This window comes from Cupriavidus sp. LA-1 (assembly GCF_055385985.1).
On sequence record NZ_AP031387.1, the window covers coordinates 20,304 to 41,028 of the forward strand.

Sequence of the window (20,725 nt, forward strand, 5' to 3'; positions counted from 1 at the left end):
GTGGTATGGTTACGGCTTTTCCGGCTTCAGCAATTCCGTTGTCTATGTCGCACGCGCTGGCGATCCTCAAAGATGTCTTCGGCTACCACGCCTTCCGCGGGCGCCAGGCCGAGATCATCGACCACGTCGCGACGGGCGGCGACTGCCTGGTACTGATGCCGACCGGCGGCGGCAAGTCGCTGTGCTACCAGATCCCGGCGCTGCTGCGCCAGCGCGCCGGCGACGGCGTCGGCATCGTGGTGTCGCCGCTGATCGCGCTGATGCAGGACCAGGTCGCGGCGCTGACCGAAGCCGGCGTGCGTGCCGCGGTGCTCAATTCGACGCTGACCGGGGCCGAGGCCTCGGCGGTCGAGCGCGACCTGCTGGCCGGCCGCATCGAGATTCTCTACGTGGCGCCGGAACGGCTGATGACGCCGCGCTTCCTCGACCTGCTCGAGCGCACGCGCGTCGGGCTCTTCGCCATCGACGAAGCGCACTGCGTGTCGCAGTGGGGCCATGACTTCCGGCCTGAGTACATCCAGCTGTCGGTGCTGCACGAGCGCTTCCCGTATGTGCCGCGCATCGCGCTGACCGCGACCGCCGACGCGCTCACGCGCGACGAGATCATCGAGCGCCTGGCGCTGCACGATGCGCGTGTCTTCATCTCCAGCTTCGACCGGCCCAATATCCGCTACCGCATTGTCGAGAAGGACAATGCGCGCCAGCAGTTGCTGGCCTTCATCAAGGCCGAGCACACCGCGGCCGACGGCACCCATGACAGCGGCATCGTCTATTGCCTGTCGCGCAAGAAGGTGGAGGACACGGCGCAGTGGCTGAGCGGGCAGGGCATCAATGCGCTGGGCTACCACGCCGGCATGGATGCGCAGGTGCGCCAGCACCACCAGGCGCGCTTTCGCGAGGAAGAAGGGCTGGTGATGGTGGCCACGATCGCCTTCGGCATGGGCATCGACAAGCCCGACGTGCGCTTTGTCGCCCACCTGGACCTGCCCAAGAGCATGGAGGGCTACTACCAGGAAACCGGCCGCGCCGGTCGCGACGGGCTGCCGGCCAATGCCTGGATGGCCTACGGCCTGGGCGACGTGGTGCAGCAGAAGCGCATGATCGACGAGTCCGAGGCGGACGAGGCCTTCAAGCGCGTGTCGTCTTCCAAGCTCGATGCGCTGCTGGGCCTGTGCGAGACCGCCGGTTGCCGGCGTGTGCGCATCCTGGCGTATTTCAACGAGGCCAGCGAACCCTGCGGCAACTGCGATACCTGCCTGGAGCCGCCCGCCACCTGGGACGGCACGCGCGAGGCGCAGATGGCGCTGTCCTGTGTCTACCGCACCGCGCAGGCGAGCCGCGTGCACTTTGGCGCCACCCACCTGATCGACGTGCTGCGCGGCAATGCCTCCGAAAAGATCCGCCAGTGGGGGCACGACAAGGTGTCCACCTTCGGCATCGGCAAGGACCGCTCGGTGCATGAGTGGCATACCGTATTCCGCCAGCTGATCGCCCAGGGCCTGCTGACCATCGACCATGGCGGCCACGGTGCGCTGCTGCTGGGCGAGGACGCCCGCGCGGTGCTCAAGGGCGAACGCCAGATCATCCTGCGCCGCCAGGCCACCAAGCCCGGCAAGTCGGGCGAGCGGGCCGCGCGCGGTACCCGCACCGACCACACCGCCGACATGGATGCCGACACGCTGGCCAACTGGGAGGTGCTGCGCCGCTGGCGCACCGAAGCCGCGCGCGAGCATGGGGTGCCGGCCTATGTCATCTTCCACGATGCGACGCTGGCGGAGCTGGCCCGGACCGCACCGGGTTCCCTGTCGGCCATGCAGGGGATTCCCGGTATTGGTGCATCCAAGCTGGAGCGCTACGGACAGTCCATCCTGGAAGCCCTGCGCGGGGTTTGACGGGCGACTCGCGCCACCCCGTTCCAGGTCGGGTATACGGCTTGACGGTATACGATTCCGCTGCTAGGATGCCAGATTCGAGTTTTTGGCTTTGGATTTCGCTCGCCCGTCGGAGAAGTGGCCTTGAGGCCGCTGCCGGCAAGCCTTCCGGACTGGGTTTCCATGGACGGGTGGCGGCAGACGCGGGATCCGGGTGCCGGCTCGCGCTCTTTGGCATGCTGTTACCGCACAGTCCCGTCTCCAGAGCGCGTCCGCTCACCTCTCCCGCCCAAAACCCGTAGTTGCCTTTCCATTTCGGCGTAGCTGCCGGTGCGAAGGGCGTTTTTCGTAAAAACCAAGCTGGATTGAACAATGCCAACTATCAACCAACTGGTTCGCAAGCCGCGCGTCTCTGAAGTCGTCAAGAGCAAGAGCCCGGCGCTTGAGAACTGCCCGCAGCGTCGCGGCGTGTGCACCCGCGTGTACACCACGACGCCGAAGAAGCCGAACTCGGCACTGCGTAAGGTCGCCAAGGTGCGCCTGACCAACGGTTTCGAAGTCATTTCGTACATCGGCGGTGAAGGCCACAACCTGCAGGAACACTCGGTCGTGCTGATCCGCGGCGGCCGTGTGAAGGATCTGCCGGGTGTGCGTTACCACATCGTCCGTGGCTCGCTCGACCTGCAAGGCGTGAAGGACCGCAAGCAGGCTCGTTCGAAGTACGGCGCGAAGCGTCCGAAGGCAGCCTAAGCTACGGTAGCCTGGGTCGGAAAGACCCGAAGCAACAGACGATAGCCTGTGGCGCGAGTCATGGTGCTGTCACCAGGCGGCGGTACAACGGAACGCCTTTTTTGGCACCGTGCCGTCGAGTAAGTGGTCACCCGGCGAATTTGCTGTCTTTTGCATGCAAGCTAGTTGGTGGCCGGAGAGCGGGAACAACTGACCGCGCTCTCAACTGAATCTAAAGGAAAGAAGATGCCACGTCGTCGTGAAGTCCCCAAGCGGGATGTTCTGCCTGATCCGAAGTTCGGTAACGTTGAAGTTGCCAAGTTCATGAACGTGCTGATGCTGGACGGCAAGAAGTCGGTTGCCGAACGTATCGTCTATGGCGCGTTCGACCAGATCGAAAAGAAGGCAGGCAAGGCCCCCATCGAAGTGTTCTCCGTTGCGATCAACAACGTGAAGCCGGTGGTGGAAGTGAAGAGCCGTCGCGTGGGCGGCGCCAACTATCAGGTTCCGGTCGAAGTCCGTCCGTCGCGTCGTCTGGCATTGGCGATGCGTTGGCTGCGCGAGGCCGCGAAGAAACGCAGCGAGAAGTCGATGGCGCTGCGCCTGGCAGGTGAGCTGCTGGAAGCATCGGAAGGCCGTGGCGGCGCAATGAAGAAGCGCGACGAAGTGCACCGCATGGCCGAAGCCAACAAGGCGTTCTCGCATTTCCGCTTCTAAGCGCGCGATAGCGTTTGTTGGTTGCCGGGCGGGCTGTGTTTTTACACACCTCGCCCGTTTGTGTTAGGGGCGCGGGCAATGAGATGCCGGCGCCTCACGGACGAATAGAGGATTAAAGTGGCTCGTAAGACTCCTATTGAGCGCTACCGTAACATCGGTATTTCGGCTCACATTGACGCGGGTAAAACCACCACGACCGAGCGGATCCTGTTCTACACCGGTGTGAACCACAAGATCGGTGAAGTGCATGATGGCGCCGCCACCATGGACTGGATGGAGCAGGAGCAGGAGCGTGGCATCACGATCACCTCCGCTGCTACCACCGCCTTCTGGAAGGGCATGGGCGGCAACTACCCCGAGCACCGCTTCAACATCATCGACACCCCGGGCCACGTGGACTTCACCATCGAGGTGGAGCGTTCCATGCGCGTGCTGGACGGCGCGTGCATGGTGTACTGCGCAGTGGGTGGCGTGCAGCCGCAGTCGGAAACCGTCTGGCGTCAGGCCAACAAGTACAAGGTGCCGCGTCTGGCGTTCGTCAACAAGATGGACCGTACCGGCGCGAACTTCTTCAAGGTCTACGACCAGCTGAAGACCCGCCTGAAGGCCAACCCGGTGCCCGTCGTGGTGCCGATCGGCGCTGAAGACGGCTTCCAGGGCGTCGTCGATCTGCTGGAAATGAAGGCGATCATCTGGGACGAAGCCAGCCAGGGCGTGAAGTTCGAATACCAGGACATCCCGGCCGAGCTGCAAGCCACCGCTGACGAATGGCGCGAGAAGATGGTCGAGTCCGCGGCCGAAGCCAGCGAAGAGCTGATGGAAAAGTACCTGGGCGGCGAAGAGCTGACCCGCGCCGAGATCGTCAAGGCGCTGCGTGACCGTACCATCGCCTGCGAAATCCAGCCGATGCTGTGCGGCACCGCGTTCAAGAACAAGGGCGTGCAGCGCATGCTCGACGCCGTGATCGACTTCCTGCCGTCGCCGGTCGACATTCCGCCGGTTACGGGCACGGACGAGGACGACAGCGAGAAGAAGCTCGAACGCAAGGCTGACGACAGCGAAAAGTTCTCGGCACTGGCGTTCAAGATCATGACCGACCCGTTCGTTGGTCAGCTGATCTTCTTCCGCGTCTACTCGGGCAAGATCAATTCGGGCGACACCGTGTACAACCCGGTCAAGGGCAAGAAGGAACGCCTCGGCCGTATTCTGCAGATGCATGCCAACCAGCGCGAAGAAATCAAGGAAGTGCTGGCCGGCGACATCGCCGCTGCAGTGGGTCTGAAGGACGCCACCACGGGCGACACGCTGTGCGATCCGGCTGCACCGATCGTGCTCGAGCGCATGGTGTTCCCGGAGCCGGTGATCTCGCAGGCCGTCGAGCCGAAGACCAAGGCTGACCAGGAAAAGATGGGCATCGCCCTGAACCGCCTGGCCGCTGAAGATCCGTCGTTCCGCGTGCGTACCGATGAAGAATCGGGTCAGACCATCATTTCGGGCATGGGCGAGCTCCACCTCGAAATTCTGGTCGACCGCATGAAGCGCGAATTCGGCGTGGAAGCCAACATCGGCGCGCCGCAGGTGGCCTACCGCGAAACCATTCGCAAGACGGCCGAAGGTGTCGAGGGCAAGTTCGTCAAGCAGTCGGGCGGCCGCGGCCAGTACGGTCACGCTGTGATCACGCTGGAACCGCAAGAGCCGGGCAAGGGCTTCGAGTTCATCGACGCCATCAAGGGCGGTGTGATTCCTCGCGAATACATCCCGGCGGTCGAAAAGGGTATCGTCGACACGCTGCCGAACGGTATCCTGGCTGGCTTCCCGGTGGTGGACGTGAAGGTCACGCTGACGTTCGGTTCGTACCACGACGTGGACTCGAACGAAAACGCGTTCCGCATGGCCGGCTCGATGGCTTTCAAGGAAGCCATGCGCAAGGCCAGCCCGGTTCTGCTCGAGCCGATGATGGCCGTGGAAGTGGAAACGCCGGAAGACTACACGGGTACCGTGATGGGCGACTTGTCGTCCCGCCGCGGCATCGTGCAGGGCATGGACGACATGGTGGGCGGCGGCAAGATCATCAAGGCCGAAGTCCCGCTGTCGGAAATGTTCGGTTATTCCACGTCGCTGCGCTCGGCCACGCAAGGCCGTGCCACGTACACCATGGAATTCAAGCACTACGCAGAAGCACCGAAGAACATCGCCGAAGCCGTGATGACGGCCAAGGGCAAGTAATAAACGCTGCACCGCCACGCATGACCTGCGTGGCGGCGCAATGAATCGAATCAGACTGTATTCCATTAGGAGCTGAAACATGGCAAAGGAAAAGTTCGAGCGGACCAAGCCGCACGTGAACGTTGGTACGATTGGTCACGTTGACCATGGCAAGACCACGCTGACCGCAGCGATCGCCACGGTGCTGGCAGCGAAGTTCGGCGGTGCCGCCAAGAAGTACGACGAAATCGACGCAGCGCCGGAAGAGAAGGCACGCGGTATTACCATCAATACCGCCCACGTCGAGTACGAGACGGCCAACCGCCACTACGCGCACGTTGACTGCCCGGGCCACGCTGACTATGTGAAGAACATGATCACGGGCGCAGCGCAGATGGACGGCGCAATCCTGGTTTGCTCGGCCGCTGACGGCCCGATGCCGCAAACGCGTGAGCACATCCTGCTGGCCCGTCAGGTTGGCGTGCCGTACATCATCGTGTTCCTGAACAAGTGCGACATGGTGGACGACGCTGAACTGCTCGAGCTGGTCGAGATGGAAGTTCGCGAGCTGCTCTCGAAGTACGAGTTCCCCGGCGACGACACCCCGATCATCAAGGGTTCGGCCAAGCTGGCGCTGGAAGGCGACAAGGGCGAGCTGGGCGAAGTGGCCATCATGAACCTGGCCGACGCGCTGGACACGTACATCCCGACGCCGGAGCGCGCTGTTGACGGTACGTTCCTGATGCCGGTGGAAGACGTGTTCTCGATCTCGGGTCGCGGCACGGTGGTGACCGGCCGTATCGAGCGCGGCGTGATCAAGGTCGGCGAAGAAATCGAAATCGTTGGTATCAAGCCGACGGTGAAGACCACCTGCACCGGCGTGGAAATGTTCCGCAAGCTGCTGGACCAGGGCCAGGCTGGCGACAACGTCGGTCTGCTGCTGCGCGGCACCAAGCGTGAAGACGTCGAGCGCGGCCAGGTGCTGTGCAAGCCGGGTTCGATCAAGCCGCACACCCACTTCACCGGCGAGGTGTACATCCTGTCGAAGGACGAAGGCGGCCGTCACACCCCGTTCTTCAACAACTACCGCCCGCAGTTCTACTTCCGTACCACCGACGTGACTGGCTCGATCGAGCTGCCGGCGGACAAGGAAATGGTCATGCCGGGTGACAACGTGTCGATCACCGTCAAGCTGATCGCCCCGATCGCCATGGAAGAAGGCCTGCGCTTCGCTATCCGCGAAGGTGGCCGTACCGTCGGCGCCGGCGTCGTGGCAAAGATCCTCGACTAAGCACTTCCTGGGACATGCCCGCGGGCATGTCCCCATTCAACGGGCACGTTGCCCAATCGCTCTTTTAAGGAAATATCATGCAGAACCAGAAGATCCGTATCCGCCTGAAGGCTTTCGACTACCGCCTGATCGACCAGTCGGCCGCCGAAATCGTGGATACCGCCAAGCGTACCGGCGCGATCGTCAAGGGCCCGGTGCCCCTGCCGACCCGCATCCAGCGCTTCGACATCCTGCGTTCGCCGCACGTCAACAAGACCAGCCGCGATCAGTTCGAGATCCGCACCCACCAGCGCCTGATGGACATCGTCGACCCGACCGACAAGACCGTTGACGCGCTGATGAAGCTCGACCTGCCGGCAGGCGTGGACGTCGAGATCAAGGTGTAATCATGCTTCGGGCCGCGTCGGCGGCCTGCTGCAGCAAAACGGCGAACCTCGGTTCGCCGTTTTTGTTTTCCGGCGTGCCAATGCCGGCAACGACTAGCCCCGGCCGCGCCGCTTCAGCGTTTCAGCCGGGCATTCGCCGAAGACGCGCCGATAGTCGGCACTGAAGCGTCCCAGGTGCGCAAAACCCCAGCGCAGCGCGGCACTGGTCACCGACGACAGCGCCGTATCATTGAGCAGGTCGTGCCGTACCCGTTCCAGCCGGACGGTGCGCAGGTAGGCCATCGGGCTCAGGCCCCGGTGCTCGCGGAATCCCGCATACAGGCTGCGCAGGCTGACGCCCGCCACCTCGGCCAGCAGCGCCGGCGTCAGCGCCGCGGCGGCATGGCCATGGATATATTCCTCGACCACCTTCACATGGCGCGGCGCCAGCGGCTTGCCGTGCTGCTGCAATGCCTCCGACAGGCTGTGCGGCTGCAGCGTCAGCAGGGTCCCGATCACCAGTTGCTCAAGCTGGCACGCCGTCAGCGGATGGCGTGCGGCTTCCGGCGCGACCGACAGCATCTGTGCCAGGTATTCCATCAGCTGGTGCCAGCCCGGGCTGCGCCAGGCCATGCCGAGCTGGAAGCGCAGCGGCTGGTCCGGACGATGGCCGAGATAGGCGGCGCACACGCGCTCCAGCGCGCTGCGCTCGACGCGCACGATCAGCTGGTCGTTGTCGGCGCTCCAGCGCATCAGCAGCGGGTCGCTGGGCGTCAGCACGGATGCGCAGTCGGGCGTCGACAGCATCTGCTGGCTGCCGCAGCGGATCTCCGCCTGGCCGCTGAGCGGCATCTGCACCAGCAGGAAGTCTCCGAGCGGGCCCGGATCGATGGTGACATCGGCGCCGTAGGCCAGCCGGTTCAGCGACACCGCGCCCAGCGGCGCGTGGTGCATGCGGGCCGACAGGCTGGACCCGCGGATATCGAGCCGGTGCGGCTTGAAGACCTTGCCGACCGCCGCGCGCGTCTGCCCGAGGTCGGTGGAGGCGAACACCAGCCGGCCGGCATCGTGTAGCAGGGCATTGGCCAGCGGCGCCGGGGCCCTGGCAGTGGGGGGCAGCTGCAGCATTGTCTCGCTCCTCGGGCGTGTCCGCGGCGCTGGCCGGCGTCCGCGGCACCGGTGCCGGGGCGCCATGCGCGCAGCATGGTCCACGGGTCAACTATAGCGGATCGGCTTCCCGGGCCCGGCGCCGCGTTGACCCAAGCCACACTTTCCTGCACTAATCGGATAGCCGCTGCACCCAGCGGCTAGCTTGCTGCGGTGCGGAGCCACCATGATGGAAGCCAGCACGGCAGCCCCACCCGACACCAGGGCAGTCACCGGACAGAGAACGACAAGGAGCGCAGGCCATGGGCCAGACCATCCAGATCCAGACCCCCGAAGGCAGTTTCAGCGGCTATTTCGCCACCCCGGCGGCAGGCAAGGGCCCGGGCATCGTGCTGTGCCAGGAGATCTTCGGCGTCAACGCGACCATGCGGCAGGTGGCCGACTACTACGCCGAGGAAGGCTATACGGTGCTGGTGCCCGACCTGTTCTGGCGCATCGCGCGCGGGATCGAGCTGACCGACCGCGGCGAGGACTTCCAGCGCGCGCTGGGCCTGTACCAGCAGTTCGATGTGGTCAGGGGTGTGCAGGATGTGGGCGCCGCGCTGGAGACGCTGCGGGCGCGGCCGGAGTGCGCCGGCCAGACCGGCGTGCTGGGCTTCTGCCTGGGTGGCAAGCTCGCCTACCTGGCGGCCTGCCGGCTGCCTGACGTGGCCTGTGCGGTGGCGTACTACGGCGTGGGCATCGAGCATGCGCTGGGCGAGGCCGCCAACGTGCGCGGCCGCCTGGTGCTGCATATCGCGGAGCAGGACGGCTTTTGCCCGCCGCAGGCGCAGGCCGCGATCCGCGAGGCGCTGGCTGGCCGGGACAACATCGAGGTGTACGTCTACCCGGGCGTCGACCATGCCTTTGCGCGGGTGGGCGGCGAGCACTTCGACAAGCCCTCGGCGCTGATGGCGCACCAGCGCTCGATCGCCGCGCTGCGCGGCGAGATGGGGCCGCACTATGACTTCTCGGCGCTGTGGGACAAGCATTGCGAATATGAGTTCGCCACCCGCGATGTCGACGCCACCATGGCGACGATGGTGCCGCAGCCGTATGTGAACCATATCCCGACCATGACCGGCGGCGTCGGCTACGCGCAGCTGCGGCGTTTCTACCAGCACCATTTCGTGCACAGCAACCCGCCCGACACCACGCTGATCCCGCTGTCGCGCACCGTCGGGGCCACGCAGATCGTCGACGAGATGCTGTTCTGCTTCACCCATACCTGCGAGATCGACTGGATGCTGCCCGGCGTGCCACCCACAGGCAGGCGCGTGGAGATCCCGCTGATCGCCATCGTCAAGTTCCGCGGCGACAAGCTGTACCACGAACATATCTACTGGGACCAGGCCAGCGTGCTGGTGCAGATCGGCAAGCTGGACCCGGCGGGTTTGCCCGTGGCGGGCGTGGAGACCGCGCGCAAGCTGCTGGACGAGACGTTGCCGTCGAACACGCTGATGGCGCGCTGGCAGCAGAGCGAAGGCAAGTAGGCCGCGTCGCGGCACGGATCCGGAACGGGCCCGCAGAGGCCCGCCCGCAACCATCGCCGGCTGTTGCCGGCACAGGAGACCAGTATGAAAGGACTGCAGGGCAAGGTGGCCATCGTCACCGGCGGCGCCACGCTGATCGGCGCCGGCGTGGCGCGGGCCTTTGTCGAGGCCGGCGCGCGCGTGGCGATCTTCGATATCGATGCCGCCAACGGCGAGCGCGTGGCCGCGCAGCTGGGGGCGAACGCGCGCTTCATCGCCACCGACATCACCCGCGACGAGCAGGTCCGCGACGCCGTGGCACAGGTGGTGCCGCATTTTGGCGGCATCGACTGCCTGGTCAACCTGGCCTGCACTTATCTCGATGACGGCTTCCGCTCGAACCGTGCCGACTGGCTGGCGGCGCTCGACGTCAATGTGGTGTCGGGCGTGATGCTGGCGCAGGCGGTGCATCCGCATATGCGGGCGCGCGGCGGCGGGGCCATCGTCAACTTCACCAGCATCTCGGCCAAGGTGGCGCAGACCGGGCGCTGGCTCTACCCGGTGTCGAAAGCCGCCATTGCGCAGCTGACGCGCAGCATGGCGATGGACCTGGCGCCCGACCGCATCCGCGTGAACGCGGTGTCGCCGGGCTGGACCTGGTGCCGGCTGATGGATGAAGTCAGCGGCGGCAACCGCGCCCGCACCGACGCGGTGGCCGCGCCGTTCCACCTGCTGGGCCGCGTCGGCGAGCCCGACGAAGTGGCACAGGTGGTGCTCTTCCTCTGTTCCGACCACGCCAGCTTCGTTACCGGTGCCGACTATGCCGTCGATGGCGGCTACTCCGCCATGGGCCCGGAGCAGAACGTGCCCGCCATCGGCAAGCTGGCCGGCTGAACGCCAACAAACGATCCTTCGGGAGACAACGTCATGAGCCAAAGCATCGCCATCGTCGGGGCCGGCCAGTCGGGCCTGCAAATGGCCCTCGGGCTGCAAGCCAAGGGCTACCGGGTCACGCTGCTGTCCAACCGCACGCCCGAGCAGATCCGCGGCGGCAAAGTCATGTCCAGCCAGTGCATGTTCGACCGCGCGCTGCAGACCGAGCGCGCGCTTGGGCTGAACTGGTGGGACGATGCCTGCCCGCCGGTGGAAGGTATCGGCCTGGCCGTGCCGCATCCGGAACAGGCCGGCGCGCGCGCGATCGACTGGGCCGCGCCGCTGGACCGCCCCGCGCAGGCGGTGGACCAGCGCCTGAAGATGCCGGCATGGATGGAGACCTTCGTTGGGCGCGGCGGCGACCTGCGCATCGTCGATGTCGGCGTGGACGAGCTGGAGGACCTGACGCGCGAGCATGACCTGGTGTTGCTGGCCGCAGGCAAGGGCGAGATCGTCGGCCGCTTCGAGCGCGATGCGTCGCGCAGTCCTTTCGACAAGCCGCAGCGCGCGCTGGCGCTGACCTATGTGACCGGCATGGTGCCGCGCACGCCGTACTCGCGGGTCTGCTTCAACCTGATCCCGGGCGTGGGCGAATACTTTGTCTTCCCTGCGCTGACGCTGTCGGGGCCGTGCGAGATCATGGTGTTTGAAGGCATCCCGGGCGGCCCGATGGACCGCTGGGCCGACGCGCGCACGCCCGCGCAGCACCTCGCCGAAAGCCTGCGCATCCTGCAGACCTACCTGCCATGGGAGGCCGAGCGCTGCGAGCGCGTCGCGCTGACCGATGATAACGGCATCCTCGCCGGGCGCTTTGCGCCGACGGTGCGCAAGCCGGTGCTGACGCTGCCGTCGGGGCGGCTGGTGTTCGGCATGGCCGATGCCGTGGTGGTCAACGACCCGATCACGGGGCAGGGCTCCAACAATGCCGCCAAATGCTGCAAGGTCTATCTGGATGCGATCCTGGCCCGCGGCGACCAGCCCTACGACCAGGCCTGGATGGAGCGCACCTTCGACCAGTACTGGCAATACGCCGGCGACGTGGTGGCGTGGACTAACACACTGCTGACCCCGCCCCCGCCGCACATCCTGGCGCTGCTGGGCGCGGCGGGCCAGGCCCCCGCGCTGGCCGCGCGCATCGCCAACGGCTTCGACAACCCGCCGGATTACTTCCCGTGGTGGACCGATCCGCAGGCCTGCCACCAGCTGATCAACCAGTACGTTGCCGAGGCAGCCTGACATGGACACCGCCACGCCCGCCGCTTCCCTCCATGATCCGCGCGAGCTGCGCCGGGTTTGCGGCCGCTATGCCACCGGCGTGGCGGTCATCGGCACCTGCGGGGACCAGGGCCGCCCGGTCGGCCTGACAGTGAACTCGTTCGCCTCGCTGTCGCTGGCGCCGCCGCTGATCCTGTGGAGCCTGGCGCTGCATTCGCCGAATGCGGGCCTCTTTGCGCCGGGCGCGCATTTCGGCGTCAGCATCCTGCGCGCGGGGCATGGCGAACTGGCCCGCCGCTTCGCCACGCCGGCGCCGGACAAGTTCGCCGGTGTTGCCCACTGGCGTTGCGAGCGGGGCGTGCCCTACCTGGATGAAGCGCTGGCGACGCTGGCCTGCCGCGTGGAACGTGCCGATCCGGTTGGCGATCACCTGCTGATCGTCGGCGCGGTCGAGGCATTCGAGGCGGGGGAGGGTGAGCCGCTGGTATTCTATGGCGGCGATTTCGTACGCATCGCGGCCTGAGCAAGCTTCATTGAGTGCGTCATGCGCCGCTTCAATGCGCTCCCGTCGTCTCCGCACCACACCCCAAGTCACGCAAGCGCCACTGCCGTGGCCTCCCTGCCTACAACATTGCAGGGAAATCCGCAATTCATATTGCCCTTCCCAAGCTGCTGCGATATAGTGTAAGGCTACCCGTTTCCTCGGGTAGTGGGCTGGCCATTTTGGCCGCGCGCAGTCTTCTTTAGCGCAGGTCCACAGCAAACACAGTTTTCGTGTATCAATCAGCCCCGGCCAATCGCAGCTGGGAATGGAGCAAACCATGAGCCTTGGCCTTGTAGGTCGCAAGGTTGGCATGACCCGTATTTTCACGGACGACGGTGATTCGATTCCCGTTACCGTGGTCGAGGTCGGCGACAACCGCGTGACGCAAATCAAGACGGACGAGACCGACGGTTACACCGCCGTTCAAGTCACCTTCGGCGCGCGACGCGCAAGCCGCGTTACCAAGCCGCTGGCGGGTCACCTCGCCAAAGCCGGCGTGGAAGCCGGCGAAATCATCCGCGAATTCCGTATCGATGCAGCCAAGGCTGCCGAACTGCAAGCTGGCGGTTCGCTGTCGGTCGACCTGTTCGAAGTCGGTCAGAAGATCGACGTGCAGGGCGTGAGCATCGGTAAGGGCTACGCCGGTACCATCAAGCGCTATCACTTCGCCTCCGGCCGTGCCAGCCACGGTAACTCGCGCTCGCACAACGTGCCGGGCTCGATCGGTATGGCGCAGGATCCGGGCCGCGTGTTCCCGGGCAAGCGCATGACCGGTCACCTGGGCGATGTCACCCGCACCGTGCAGAACCTGGAGATCGCCAAGATCGACGCAGAGCGCAAGCTGCTGCTGGTCAAGGGCGCCATCCCCGGCTCCAAGGGCGGCAAGGTCATCGTCACCCCGGCCGTCAAGGCCAAAGCCAAAGCTTAAGGAGCGCATGTAATGGAACTCAAGCTCCTCCAGGACAATGGCCAGATCGGCGCAGGCGTTGCCGCTTCGCCTGAAGTCTTCGGCCGTGACTACAACGAAGCCCTCGTTCACCAGATCGTCGTCGCTTACCAGGCCAACGCGCGCAGCGGTAACCGCAAGCAGAAGGATCGTGAAGAGGTCAAGCACACGACCAAGAAGCCGTGGCGCCAGAAGGGTACGGGTCGCGCCCGTGCCGGTATGTCTTCCTCGCCGCTGTGGCGCGGGGGCGGCCGTATCTTCCCGAATTCGCCGGAAGAGAACTTCACCCAGAAGGTCAACAAGAAGATGTTCCGTGCCGGCATGCGCTCGATTTACTCGCAGCTCGCACGTGAAGGCCGTATCAACGTGGTGGACGGTTTCACTGTCGACGCGCCCAAGACCAAGCTCTTGGCCGACAAGTTCAAGGCCATGGGCCTGGACTCGGTGCTGATCATCACCGACAGCCTCGACGAAAACCTCTACCTGGCTTCGCGCAACCTGCCGCACGTGGCAGTCGTGGAGCCGCGCCAGGCTGATCCGCTGTCGCTCGTGCACTACAAGAAGGTGCTGGTGACCAAGGCGGCCGTCGCGCAGATCGAGGAGTTGCTGAAATGACGCAAGTAGCCAAGAACGATCATCGTTTGATGCAGGTGCTGCTCGCGCCGGTGGTTTCCGAAAAGGCAACCCTGGTCGCCGACAAGAATGAACAAGTCGTGTTCGAAGTGGCCCGCGATGCCAACAAGGCAGAAGTGAAGGCCGCCGTCGAACTGCTGTTCAAGGTCGAGGTGCAGTCCGTTCAGATCCTGAACCAGAAGGGCAAGCAGAAGCGTTTTGGCCGTTTCATGGGGCGTCGCAACCACGTGAAGAAGGCCTACGTTTCGCTGAAGCCGGGTCAGGAAATCAATTTTGAAGCGGAGGCCAAGTAATCATGGCACTCGTCAAGACCAAGCCGACTTCCCCGGGTCGTCGCTCGATGGTGAAGGTGGTCAACAAGGACCTTCACAAGGGCGCCCCGCACGCTCCGCTGCTGGAAAAGCAATTCCAGAAGTCGGGTCGTAACAACAATGGTCATATCACCACCCGCCACAAGGGCGGTGGTCATAAGCACCACTACCGCGTGGTCGACTTCAAGCGCAACGACAAGGACGGCATCCCCGCCAAGGTCGAGCGCCTGGAATACGATCCGAACCGCAGCGCCAACATCGCGCTGGTGCTGTTCGCCGACGGCGAGCGCCGCTACATCATCGCCACCAAGGGCATGGTTGCCGGCCAGCCGCTGCTGAACGGCTCGGAAGCGCCGATCAAGGCCGGTAACAACCTGCCGATCCGCAACATTCCGGTCGGTACCACGATCAACAACGTGGAAATGCTGCCGGGCAAGGGTTCGCAGATCGCACGTGCCGCCGGCGGCTCCGCCGTGCTGCTGGCGCGTGAAGGCCTGTACGCCCAGGTTCGCCTGCGCTCCGGTGAAGTGCGCCGCGTGCACATCGAGTGCCGCGCCACCATCGGTGAAGTGGGCAACGAAGAGCACAGCTTGCGCGTCATCGGCAAGGCCGGTGCGACTCGCTGGCGCGGTATCCGCCCGACGGTCCGTGGTGTCGTGATGAACCCGGTCGACCACCCGCACGGTGGTGGTGAAGGCAAGACCGCTGCTGGTCGCGATCCGGTTTCGCCGTGGGGTACCCCGGCCAAGGGTTACCGTACCCGCAGCAACAAGCGCACGGACAGCATGATCGTCCAGAAGCGCCACAAGCGTTAATCGGTAGGTAGGAGCTAAAGATATGACTCGTTCCGCTAAAAAGGGTCCGTTCTGCGACGCCCACCTGCTGAAGAAGGTGGAAGTCGCAACGAGCGGCAAGGACAAGAAGCCCATCAAGACTTGGTCGCGCCGTTCGACCATTCTGCCGGAGTTCATTGGCCTGACGATCGCCGTCCACAACGGCCGTCAACACGTGCCGGTGTACGTTACGGAAAACATGGTTGGCCACAAGCTCGGCGAATTTGCGATGACCCGCACGTTCAAGGGCCACGCGGCTGACAAGAAAGCGAAGAGGTAAGGTGCCATCATGGAAGTGAAAGCGATTCATCGCGGTGCCCGCATCTCCGCCCAGAAGACGCGCCTGGTCGCTGACCAGATCCGTGGTCTGCCGATCGAGCGCGCGCTCAACGTCCTGACGTTCAGCCCGAAAAAGGCTGCCGGGATCGTGAAGAAGGTGGTCGAATCGGCCATCGCCAACGCCGAGCACAACGAAGGCGCCGACATCGACGAACTCAAGGTCAAATCGATCTTCGTCGACAAGGCAACCTCGCTCAAGCGCTTCACGGCACGGGCAAAGGGCCGCGGCAACCGCATCGAGAAACAAACCTGTCACATCACTGTGACGCTCGGCAACTAAGGAGTCACGATGGGACAGAAGATTCATCCGACTGGCTTCCGTCTGGCTGTCAGCCGCAACTGGGCTTCGCGCTGGTACGCCAGCAACACGAAGTTCGCCGGCATGCTGAAGGAAGACATCGAAGTTCGCGACTTCCTGAAGAAGAAGCTCAAGAACGCATCGGTTGGCCGCGTCGTGATCGAGCGCCCCGCCCGCAATGCACGCATCACCATTTACAGCTCGCGTCCGGGCGTGGTGATCGGCAAGAAGGGTGAGGACATCGAACTGCTCAAGGCTGAACTGCAGCGTCGCATGGGCGTGCCCGTGCACGTGAACATCGAGGAAATCCGCAAGCCGGAAACCGATGCTCAGCTGATCGCCGATTCGATCACCCAGCAGCTCGAACGCCGCATCATGTTCCGCCGCGCCATGAAGCGCGCCATGCAGAACGCGATGCGCCTGGGCGCCCAGGGTATCAAGATCATGAGCGCCGGCCGTCTGAACGGTATCGAAATCGCACGTACCGAGTGGTACCGCGAAGGCCGTGTGCCCCTGCACACCCTGCGCGCCGACATCGACTACGGCTTCTCCGAAGCAGAAACCACCTACGGCATCATCGGTGTCAAGGTGTGGGTCTACAAGGGTGATCACCTCGGCCGCAACGAAGCGCCGGTGGTGGAAGAGCCGCAGGACGACCGTCGTCGTCGCCCGGGTCGTCCGGAAGGCCGCCGCCGTGAAGGCGAAGGCCGTCCGGGTGGCAACCGTCGCGGTGGCGCCGGTGCAGGTGCCGGTCGCCGCGGTGCGCCTGGCGATGCGAAGAGTGGAGAATAACGATGCTGCAACCTAAGCGCAGAAAATACCGCAAGGAGCAGAAGGGCCGCAACACGGGTAAGGCTACCCGTGGTAACGCCGTGTCTTTCGGCGAATTCGGCCTGAAGGCCATGGGCCGTGGCCGCCTGACGGCTCGTCAGATCGAGTCGGCTCGTCGTGCGATGACCCGCCACATCAAGCGTGGCGGCCGCATCTGGATCCGGATTTTCCCGGACAAGCCGATCTCGAAGAAGCCCGCCGAAGTCCGTATGGGTAACGGCAAGGGCAATCCGGAGTACTACGTGGCTGAAATCCAGCCGGGCAAGATGCTGTACGAAATGGATGGCGTGAGCGAAGACCTGGCACGTGAGGCGTTCCGCCTCGCGGCCGCCAAGCTGCCGATCGCCACCAATTTCGTGGTGCGCCAGGTCGGGACGTAAGGAGAGCAGGGATGAAAGCATCCGAACTTCGCGGCAAGGACGCCGCCGGGCTGAACCAGGAGCTCTCCGAGCTGCTGAAGGCCCAATTTAGCCTGCGCATGCAAAAGGCGACCCAACAGCTGCAGAACACCAGCCAGCTGAAGAAGGTTCGCAAGGACATCGCGCGTGTGCAAACCGTGCTGACTCAAAAGGCAAACGCGAAATGACTGAAGCTGCACAAACGGAAAAGTCGCTTCGCCGCACCCTGGTCGGCCGTGTCGTGAGCGACAAGATGGACAAGACCGTTACGGTCTTGGTGGAAAACCGCGTCAAGCATCCTCTGTACGGCAAGTACGTGCTGCGTTCCAAGAAGTACCACGCACACGACGAAGCCAACCAGTACAAGGAAGGCGACAAGGTCGAGATCCAGGAAGGCCGTCCGCTGTCGCGGACCAAGTCCTGGGTGGTTTCCCGGCTGGTAGAGGCTGCGCGCGTCATCTAAGAACAACACGTTCTTAGCCTGACTTGCAAGTCCAGGATTATGTAGCTATAATCCTGGACTTCCGCTTTGTTGCGTTCGCCTTTGCAGTATCACCTGGGCGGGCCTGTGAAGCGAGCCAGGGCCGAGCGGCCTCAGCAAGTTGTTGAGATCGCCTGGTTCCTACCGACTTCAAAGTTGATCAACCCATACGGTGCTGGCGCAATGCCGGAGCCGACGGGACCAAGACTGACCGACGGGCGCTTTTTGCACCTGACGGATTAAGTTGGGAAGACAAACACCATGATTCAGACAGAAAGCCGGCTCGAAGTGGCCGATAACACTGGTGCGCGCGAAGTGCTGTGCATCAAGGTGCTGGGTGGCTCCAAGCGCCGCTACGCAAGCGTTGGCGACATCATCAAGGTGACCGTCAAGGACGCAGCGCCGCGCGGTCGCGTGAAGAAGGGCGACATCTACAACGCCGTCGTCGTGCGTACCGCCAAGGGCGTGCGCCGCGCTGACGGTTCGCTGATCAAGTTCGACGGCAACGCCGCCGTCCTGCTGAACAACAAGCTCGAGCCGATCGGCACCCGTATCTTCGGGCCGGTGACTCGTGAACTCCGTACCGAGCGCTTCATGAAGATCGTGTCGCTCGCTCCGGAAGTGCTGTAAGGAGCCGCCATGAACAAGATTCGCAAAGGCGACGAAGTCATTGTGCTGACCGGCAAGGACAAGGGCAAGCGCGGTACCGTGCAGGCCGTCCTCGGCGACAAGGTTGCGGTGCAAGGCGTGAACATCGCCAAGAAGCATGCCCGCCCGAACCCGATGCTGGGCACTACCGGTGGTGTGGTCGACAAGGTCATGCCGCTGCATATTTCCAACGTTGCGCTCGTGGATGCCAATGGCAAGCCGTCGCGCGTCGGCATCAAGGTGGAAGACGGCAAGCGCGTGCGCGTGCTGAAGACCACCGGCGCCGTCGTGGCAGCTTGATTCTGGGCACGTATAGGAGTTGAGCATGGCAGCACGTCTGCAAGAGTTTTACAAAGAACAGGTTGTGCCGAAGCTGATCGAACAGTTCGGCTACAAGTCGGTCATGGAAGTGCCGCGCATCACCAAGATCACCCTGAACATGGGCCTTGGCGAAGCGATCAATGACAAGAAGATCATTGAGAACGCAGTGGGCGACCTGACCAAGATCGCCGGTCAGAAGCCGGTCGTGACGAAGGCCAAGAAGGCCATCGCCGGCTTCAAGATCCGCCAGGGCTACCCCATCGGTGCGATGGTGACCCTGCGTGGCGAGCGCATGTTCGAATTCCTCGATCGTTTCGTGACCGTGGCCCTGCCGCGCGTGCGTGACTTCCGTGGTGTGTCGGGCCGTTCGTTCGACGGTCGTGGCAACTACAACATCGGTGTGAAAGAGCAGATCATTTTCCCCGAAATCGAGTACGACAAGATCGACGCACTGCGTGGTCTGAACATCAGCATCACGACGACGGCAAAGAACGACGAGGAAGCCAAGGCCCTCCTCGGTGCGTTCAAGTTCCCGTTCCGCAATTAAGGGGTAACCGTGGCTAAACTGGCTCTGATTGAACGTGAGAAGAAGCGCGCCAAGCTGGTGGCGAAGTATGCCGCCAAGCGCGCCAACCTCAAGGCCATTATTGACGACCAAGAAAAGTCGGAAGAAGAGCGTTACAGCGCGCGTCTCGAGCTGCAACAGCTCCCGCGCAACGCGAGCCCGACTCGCCAGCGTAACCGCTGCGCGATCACTGGTCGTCCCCGCGGTACCTTCCGCAAGTTTGGCCTGGCGCGTAACAAGATCCGCGAAATCGCCTTCAAGGGCGAAATCCCGGGTCTGACGAAAGCCAGCTGGTAATTACGCACAGGCTACAGGAGAAACAGTATGAGCATGAGCGATCCTATCGCCGATATGCTGACGCGCATCCGCAACGCCCAGGGCGTGCAGAAAGCGTCGGTTGTCATGCCGTCGTCGAAGCTGAAAGTGGCAATCGCCAAGGTCCTGAAGGACGAAGGCTATATCGACGACTACGCCGTCCAGGAAGATGGCGGCAAGGCACAACTGAGCATCGGTCTCAAGTACTACGCCGGCCGCCCGGTCATCGAGCGCATTGAGCGCGTCTCGAAGCCCGGCCTGCGCGTGTACAAGGGCCGCAGCGACATCCCCCAAGTGATGAACGGCCTGGGTGTGGCGATCATCTCGACCCCGCAGGGTCTGATGACCGACCGCAAGGCACGCGCCACCGGCGTGGGCGGCGAAGTTCTTTGCTACGTCGCTTAAGGAGTAACCATGTCCCGTGTAGGTAAGGCTCCCATCGCGCTGCCCAAAGGCGCGGAAGTGAACGTGGCGGCTGGCGTGCTCTCCGTAAAGGGCCCGCTCGGCACGCTGTCGCAGCCGATTCACAGCCTGGTCAAGGTCAATGTCGAAAACGACACGCTGACCTTCAGCCCGGCCGACGAATCGCGTGAAGCAAACGCTCTGCAGGGCACCATGCGTGCTCTGGCGGCCAACATGGTCAAGGGCGTGACCACCGGTTTCGAGCGCAAGCTGAACCTCGTCGGCGTGGGCTATCGTGCCCAGCTGCAAGGCGCTGCGCTGAAGCTCCAGCTTGGTTTCTCGCACGACGTGATCCATGAGATGCCGGAAGGCGTGAAGGCGGAAACGCCGACGCAGACCGAGATCATCATCAAGGGTGCGGACAAGCAGAAAGTCGGTCAGGTTGCCGCGGAAGTCCGCGCGTACCGCCCGCCTGAGCCCTACAAGGGCAAGGGTGTGCGTTACTCGGACGAGCGCGTCATCCTGAAGGAAACCAAGAAGAAGTAAGGGGTGCAATGATGAACAAGAAAGACGCTCGTTTGCGCCGTGCACGTCAGACCCGCGCCAAGATCGCGGAGATGAAAGTCAATCGTCTGACCGTGTTCCGTACGAATTCGCATATTTACGCCCAGGTCTTCTCGGAGTGCGGCACCAAGGTGCTGGCTTCGGCTTCGACCGCAGAGGCAGACGTCCGCAAGGGACTGACCGGCAATGGTGCTACCACCGCTGCCGCGACCGCGGTCGGCAAGCGCATCGCCGAAAAGGCGAAGGCTGCCGGCGTGGAAACCGTCGCGTTCGATCGCGCCGGCTTCCGCTTCCACGGTCGCGTGAAGGCACTGGCTGACGCTGCCCGCGAAGCCGGCCTCAAGTTCTAAGC

The 20,725-nt window shown here is 63.8% G+C and carries 28 protein-coding genes; 27 read left to right on the plus strand and 1 reads right to left on the minus strand.

Annotated features, from left to right (window positions below):
• The first annotated feature begins 44 nt into the window (after positions 1-44).
• The 6 genes from recQ to rpsJ all read left to right on the plus strand — a co-directional run bounded on the left by recQ (position 45) and on the right by rpsJ (position 7,199).
• Positions 45-1,892 (plus strand): DNA helicase RecQ, encoded by a 1,848-nt coding sequence (gene recQ / locus ACZ5MJ_RS00095; RefSeq protein ID WP_464223618.1) that lies wholly within the window; start codon positions 45-47, stop codon positions 1,890-1,892.
• Between the two features lie 351 nt (positions 1,893-2,243).
• Positions 2,244-2,621, plus strand: coding sequence for a 30S ribosomal protein S12 (gene rpsL / locus ACZ5MJ_RS00100; RefSeq protein WP_010810460.1), 378 nt, complete (start codon positions 2,244-2,246; stop codon positions 2,619-2,621).
• Between the two features lie 225 nt (positions 2,622-2,846).
• Entirely contained in the window at positions 2,847-3,317 is a 471-nt protein-coding gene (gene rpsG, locus ACZ5MJ_RS00105) for a 30S ribosomal protein S7 (RefSeq protein ID WP_010810459.1), read from the plus strand.
• A gap of 117 nt (positions 3,318-3,434) precedes the next feature.
• Entirely contained in the window at positions 3,435-5,543 is a 2,109-nt protein-coding gene (gene fusA / locus ACZ5MJ_RS00110; protein ID WP_464221512.1) for an elongation factor G, read from the plus strand.
• Positions 5,544-5,622: 79 nt separating this feature from the next.
• Positions 5,623-6,813, plus strand: a complete 1,191-nt coding sequence (gene tuf, locus ACZ5MJ_RS00115; protein WP_464221500.1) for an elongation factor Tu — start codon at positions 5,623-5,625, stop codon at positions 6,811-6,813.
• A gap of 77 nt (positions 6,814-6,890) precedes the next feature.
• Positions 6,891-7,199: a 30S ribosomal protein S10 gene (gene rpsJ / locus ACZ5MJ_RS00120; protein WP_006160488.1), complete on the plus strand. Its 309-nt coding sequence runs from the start codon at positions 6,891-6,893 to the stop codon at positions 7,197-7,199.
• 93 nt (positions 7,200-7,292) lie between these two features.
• Here the strand turns inward: rpsJ and ACZ5MJ_RS00125 are convergent, their stop codons facing one another.
• Positions 7,293-8,306 (minus strand): AraC family transcriptional regulator, encoded by a 1,014-nt coding sequence (locus ACZ5MJ_RS00125; protein ID WP_464221514.1) that lies wholly within the window; start codon positions 8,304-8,306, stop codon positions 7,293-7,295.
• A gap of 281 nt (positions 8,307-8,587) precedes the next feature.
• Here ACZ5MJ_RS00125 and ACZ5MJ_RS00130 point away from each other — a divergent pair, with 281 nt between their 5' ends.
• From ACZ5MJ_RS00130 to rplR, 21 genes are all read left to right on the plus strand, one after another.
• Positions 8,588-9,817 carry a dienelactone hydrolase family protein gene (locus tag ACZ5MJ_RS00130; RefSeq protein ID WP_464221516.1) on the plus strand — a complete coding sequence of 410 codons (1,230 nt, stop codon included), beginning with the start codon at positions 8,588-8,590 and terminating at the stop codon, positions 9,815-9,817.
• Between the two features lie 84 nt (positions 9,818-9,901).
• Positions 9,902-10,690 carry an SDR family oxidoreductase gene (locus ACZ5MJ_RS00135; protein ID WP_464221517.1) on the plus strand — a complete coding sequence of 263 codons (789 nt, stop codon included), beginning with the start codon at positions 9,902-9,904 and terminating at the stop codon, positions 10,688-10,690.
• Positions 10,691-10,723: 33 nt separating this feature from the next.
• Positions 10,724-11,965: a styrene monooxygenase/indole monooxygenase family protein gene (locus ACZ5MJ_RS00140; protein ID WP_464221518.1), complete on the plus strand. Its 1,242-nt coding sequence runs from the start codon at positions 10,724-10,726 to the stop codon at positions 11,963-11,965.
• A gap of 1 nt (position 11,966) precedes the next feature.
• Positions 11,967-12,467 (plus strand): flavin reductase family protein, encoded by a 501-nt coding sequence (locus ACZ5MJ_RS00145; RefSeq protein WP_464221519.1) that lies wholly within the window; start codon positions 11,967-11,969, stop codon positions 12,465-12,467.
• Between the two features lie 298 nt (positions 12,468-12,765).
• Positions 12,766-13,416, plus strand: a complete 651-nt coding sequence (rplC, locus tag ACZ5MJ_RS00150) for a 50S ribosomal protein L3 (protein WP_078198156.1) — start codon at positions 12,766-12,768, stop codon at positions 13,414-13,416.
• Positions 13,417-13,428: 12 nt separating this feature from the next.
• Positions 13,429-14,049 (plus strand): 50S ribosomal protein L4, encoded by a 621-nt coding sequence (gene rplD, locus ACZ5MJ_RS00155; protein WP_092299449.1) that lies wholly within the window; start codon positions 13,429-13,431, stop codon positions 14,047-14,049.
• Complete coding sequence (gene rplW, locus ACZ5MJ_RS00160; protein ID WP_006576245.1) at positions 14,046-14,360, plus strand: 50S ribosomal protein L23; 315 nt, start codon at positions 14,046-14,048, stop codon at positions 14,358-14,360. The genes rplD and rplW overlap by 4 nt, the downstream gene beginning before the upstream one ends.
• 2 nt (positions 14,361-14,362) lie before the next feature.
• A complete protein-coding gene (rplB, locus tag ACZ5MJ_RS00165; RefSeq protein WP_464221523.1) occupies positions 14,363-15,193 on the plus strand; it encodes a 50S ribosomal protein L2 in 831 nt (276 codons plus the stop codon).
• Between the two features lie 22 nt (positions 15,194-15,215).
• Positions 15,216-15,491: a 30S ribosomal protein S19 gene (gene rpsS, locus ACZ5MJ_RS00170; RefSeq protein ID WP_078198154.1), complete on the plus strand. Its 276-nt coding sequence runs from the start codon at positions 15,216-15,218 to the stop codon at positions 15,489-15,491.
• Positions 15,492-15,500: 9 nt separating this feature from the next.
• Entirely contained in the window at positions 15,501-15,830 is a 330-nt protein-coding gene (gene rplV / locus ACZ5MJ_RS00175) for a 50S ribosomal protein L22 (RefSeq protein WP_010812393.1), read from the plus strand.
• Between the two features lie 9 nt (positions 15,831-15,839).
• The gene (rpsC, locus tag ACZ5MJ_RS00180) at positions 15,840-16,640 is read left to right on the plus strand and encodes a 30S ribosomal protein S3 (protein ID WP_022536860.1); all 801 of its coding nucleotides are present in this window, start codon (positions 15,840-15,842) and stop codon (positions 16,638-16,640) included.
• A gap of 2 nt (positions 16,641-16,642) precedes the next feature.
• The gene (gene rplP, locus ACZ5MJ_RS00185; RefSeq protein WP_010812391.1) at positions 16,643-17,059 is read left to right on the plus strand and encodes a 50S ribosomal protein L16; all 417 of its coding nucleotides are present in this window, start codon (positions 16,643-16,645) and stop codon (positions 17,057-17,059) included.
• An 11-nt stretch (positions 17,060-17,070) separates the two neighbouring features.
• A complete protein-coding gene (gene rpmC / locus ACZ5MJ_RS00190) occupies positions 17,071-17,265 on the plus strand; it encodes a 50S ribosomal protein L29 (RefSeq protein WP_010812390.1) in 195 nt (64 codons plus the stop codon).
• A complete protein-coding gene (gene rpsQ, locus ACZ5MJ_RS00195; protein ID WP_010812389.1) occupies positions 17,262-17,540 on the plus strand; it encodes a 30S ribosomal protein S17 in 279 nt (92 codons plus the stop codon). The genes rpmC and rpsQ overlap by 4 nt, the downstream gene beginning before the upstream one ends.
• A gap of 279 nt (positions 17,541-17,819) precedes the next feature.
• A complete protein-coding gene (rplN, locus tag ACZ5MJ_RS00200) occupies positions 17,820-18,188 on the plus strand; it encodes a 50S ribosomal protein L14 (RefSeq protein ID WP_010812388.1) in 369 nt (122 codons plus the stop codon).
• Between the two features lie 9 nt (positions 18,189-18,197).
• Positions 18,198-18,506: a 50S ribosomal protein L24 gene (gene rplX / locus ACZ5MJ_RS00205; RefSeq protein ID WP_010812387.1), complete on the plus strand. Its 309-nt coding sequence runs from the start codon at positions 18,198-18,200 to the stop codon at positions 18,504-18,506.
• Positions 18,507-18,531: 25 nt separating this feature from the next.
• Positions 18,532-19,074 (plus strand): 50S ribosomal protein L5, encoded by a 543-nt coding sequence (gene rplE / locus ACZ5MJ_RS00210; RefSeq protein ID WP_010812386.1) that lies wholly within the window; start codon positions 18,532-18,534, stop codon positions 19,072-19,074.
• A gap of 9 nt (positions 19,075-19,083) precedes the next feature.
• Positions 19,084-19,389, plus strand: a complete 306-nt coding sequence (rpsN, locus tag ACZ5MJ_RS00215) for a 30S ribosomal protein S14 (RefSeq protein ID WP_432258521.1) — start codon at positions 19,084-19,086, stop codon at positions 19,387-19,389.
• A 27-nt stretch (positions 19,390-19,416) separates the two neighbouring features.
• Complete coding sequence (rpsH, locus tag ACZ5MJ_RS00220; protein ID WP_010812384.1) at positions 19,417-19,812, plus strand: 30S ribosomal protein S8; 396 nt, start codon at positions 19,417-19,419, stop codon at positions 19,810-19,812.
• Positions 19,813-19,821: 9 nt separating this feature from the next.
• Positions 19,822-20,355, plus strand: a complete 534-nt coding sequence (rplF, locus tag ACZ5MJ_RS00225) for a 50S ribosomal protein L6 (RefSeq protein ID WP_133093429.1) — start codon at positions 19,822-19,824, stop codon at positions 20,353-20,355.
• An 11-nt stretch (positions 20,356-20,366) separates the two neighbouring features.
• Positions 20,367-20,723, plus strand: coding sequence for a 50S ribosomal protein L18 (gene rplR, locus ACZ5MJ_RS00230; RefSeq protein ID WP_464223620.1), 357 nt, complete (start codon positions 20,367-20,369; stop codon positions 20,721-20,723).
• Positions 20,724-20,725: the final 2 nt, after the last annotated feature.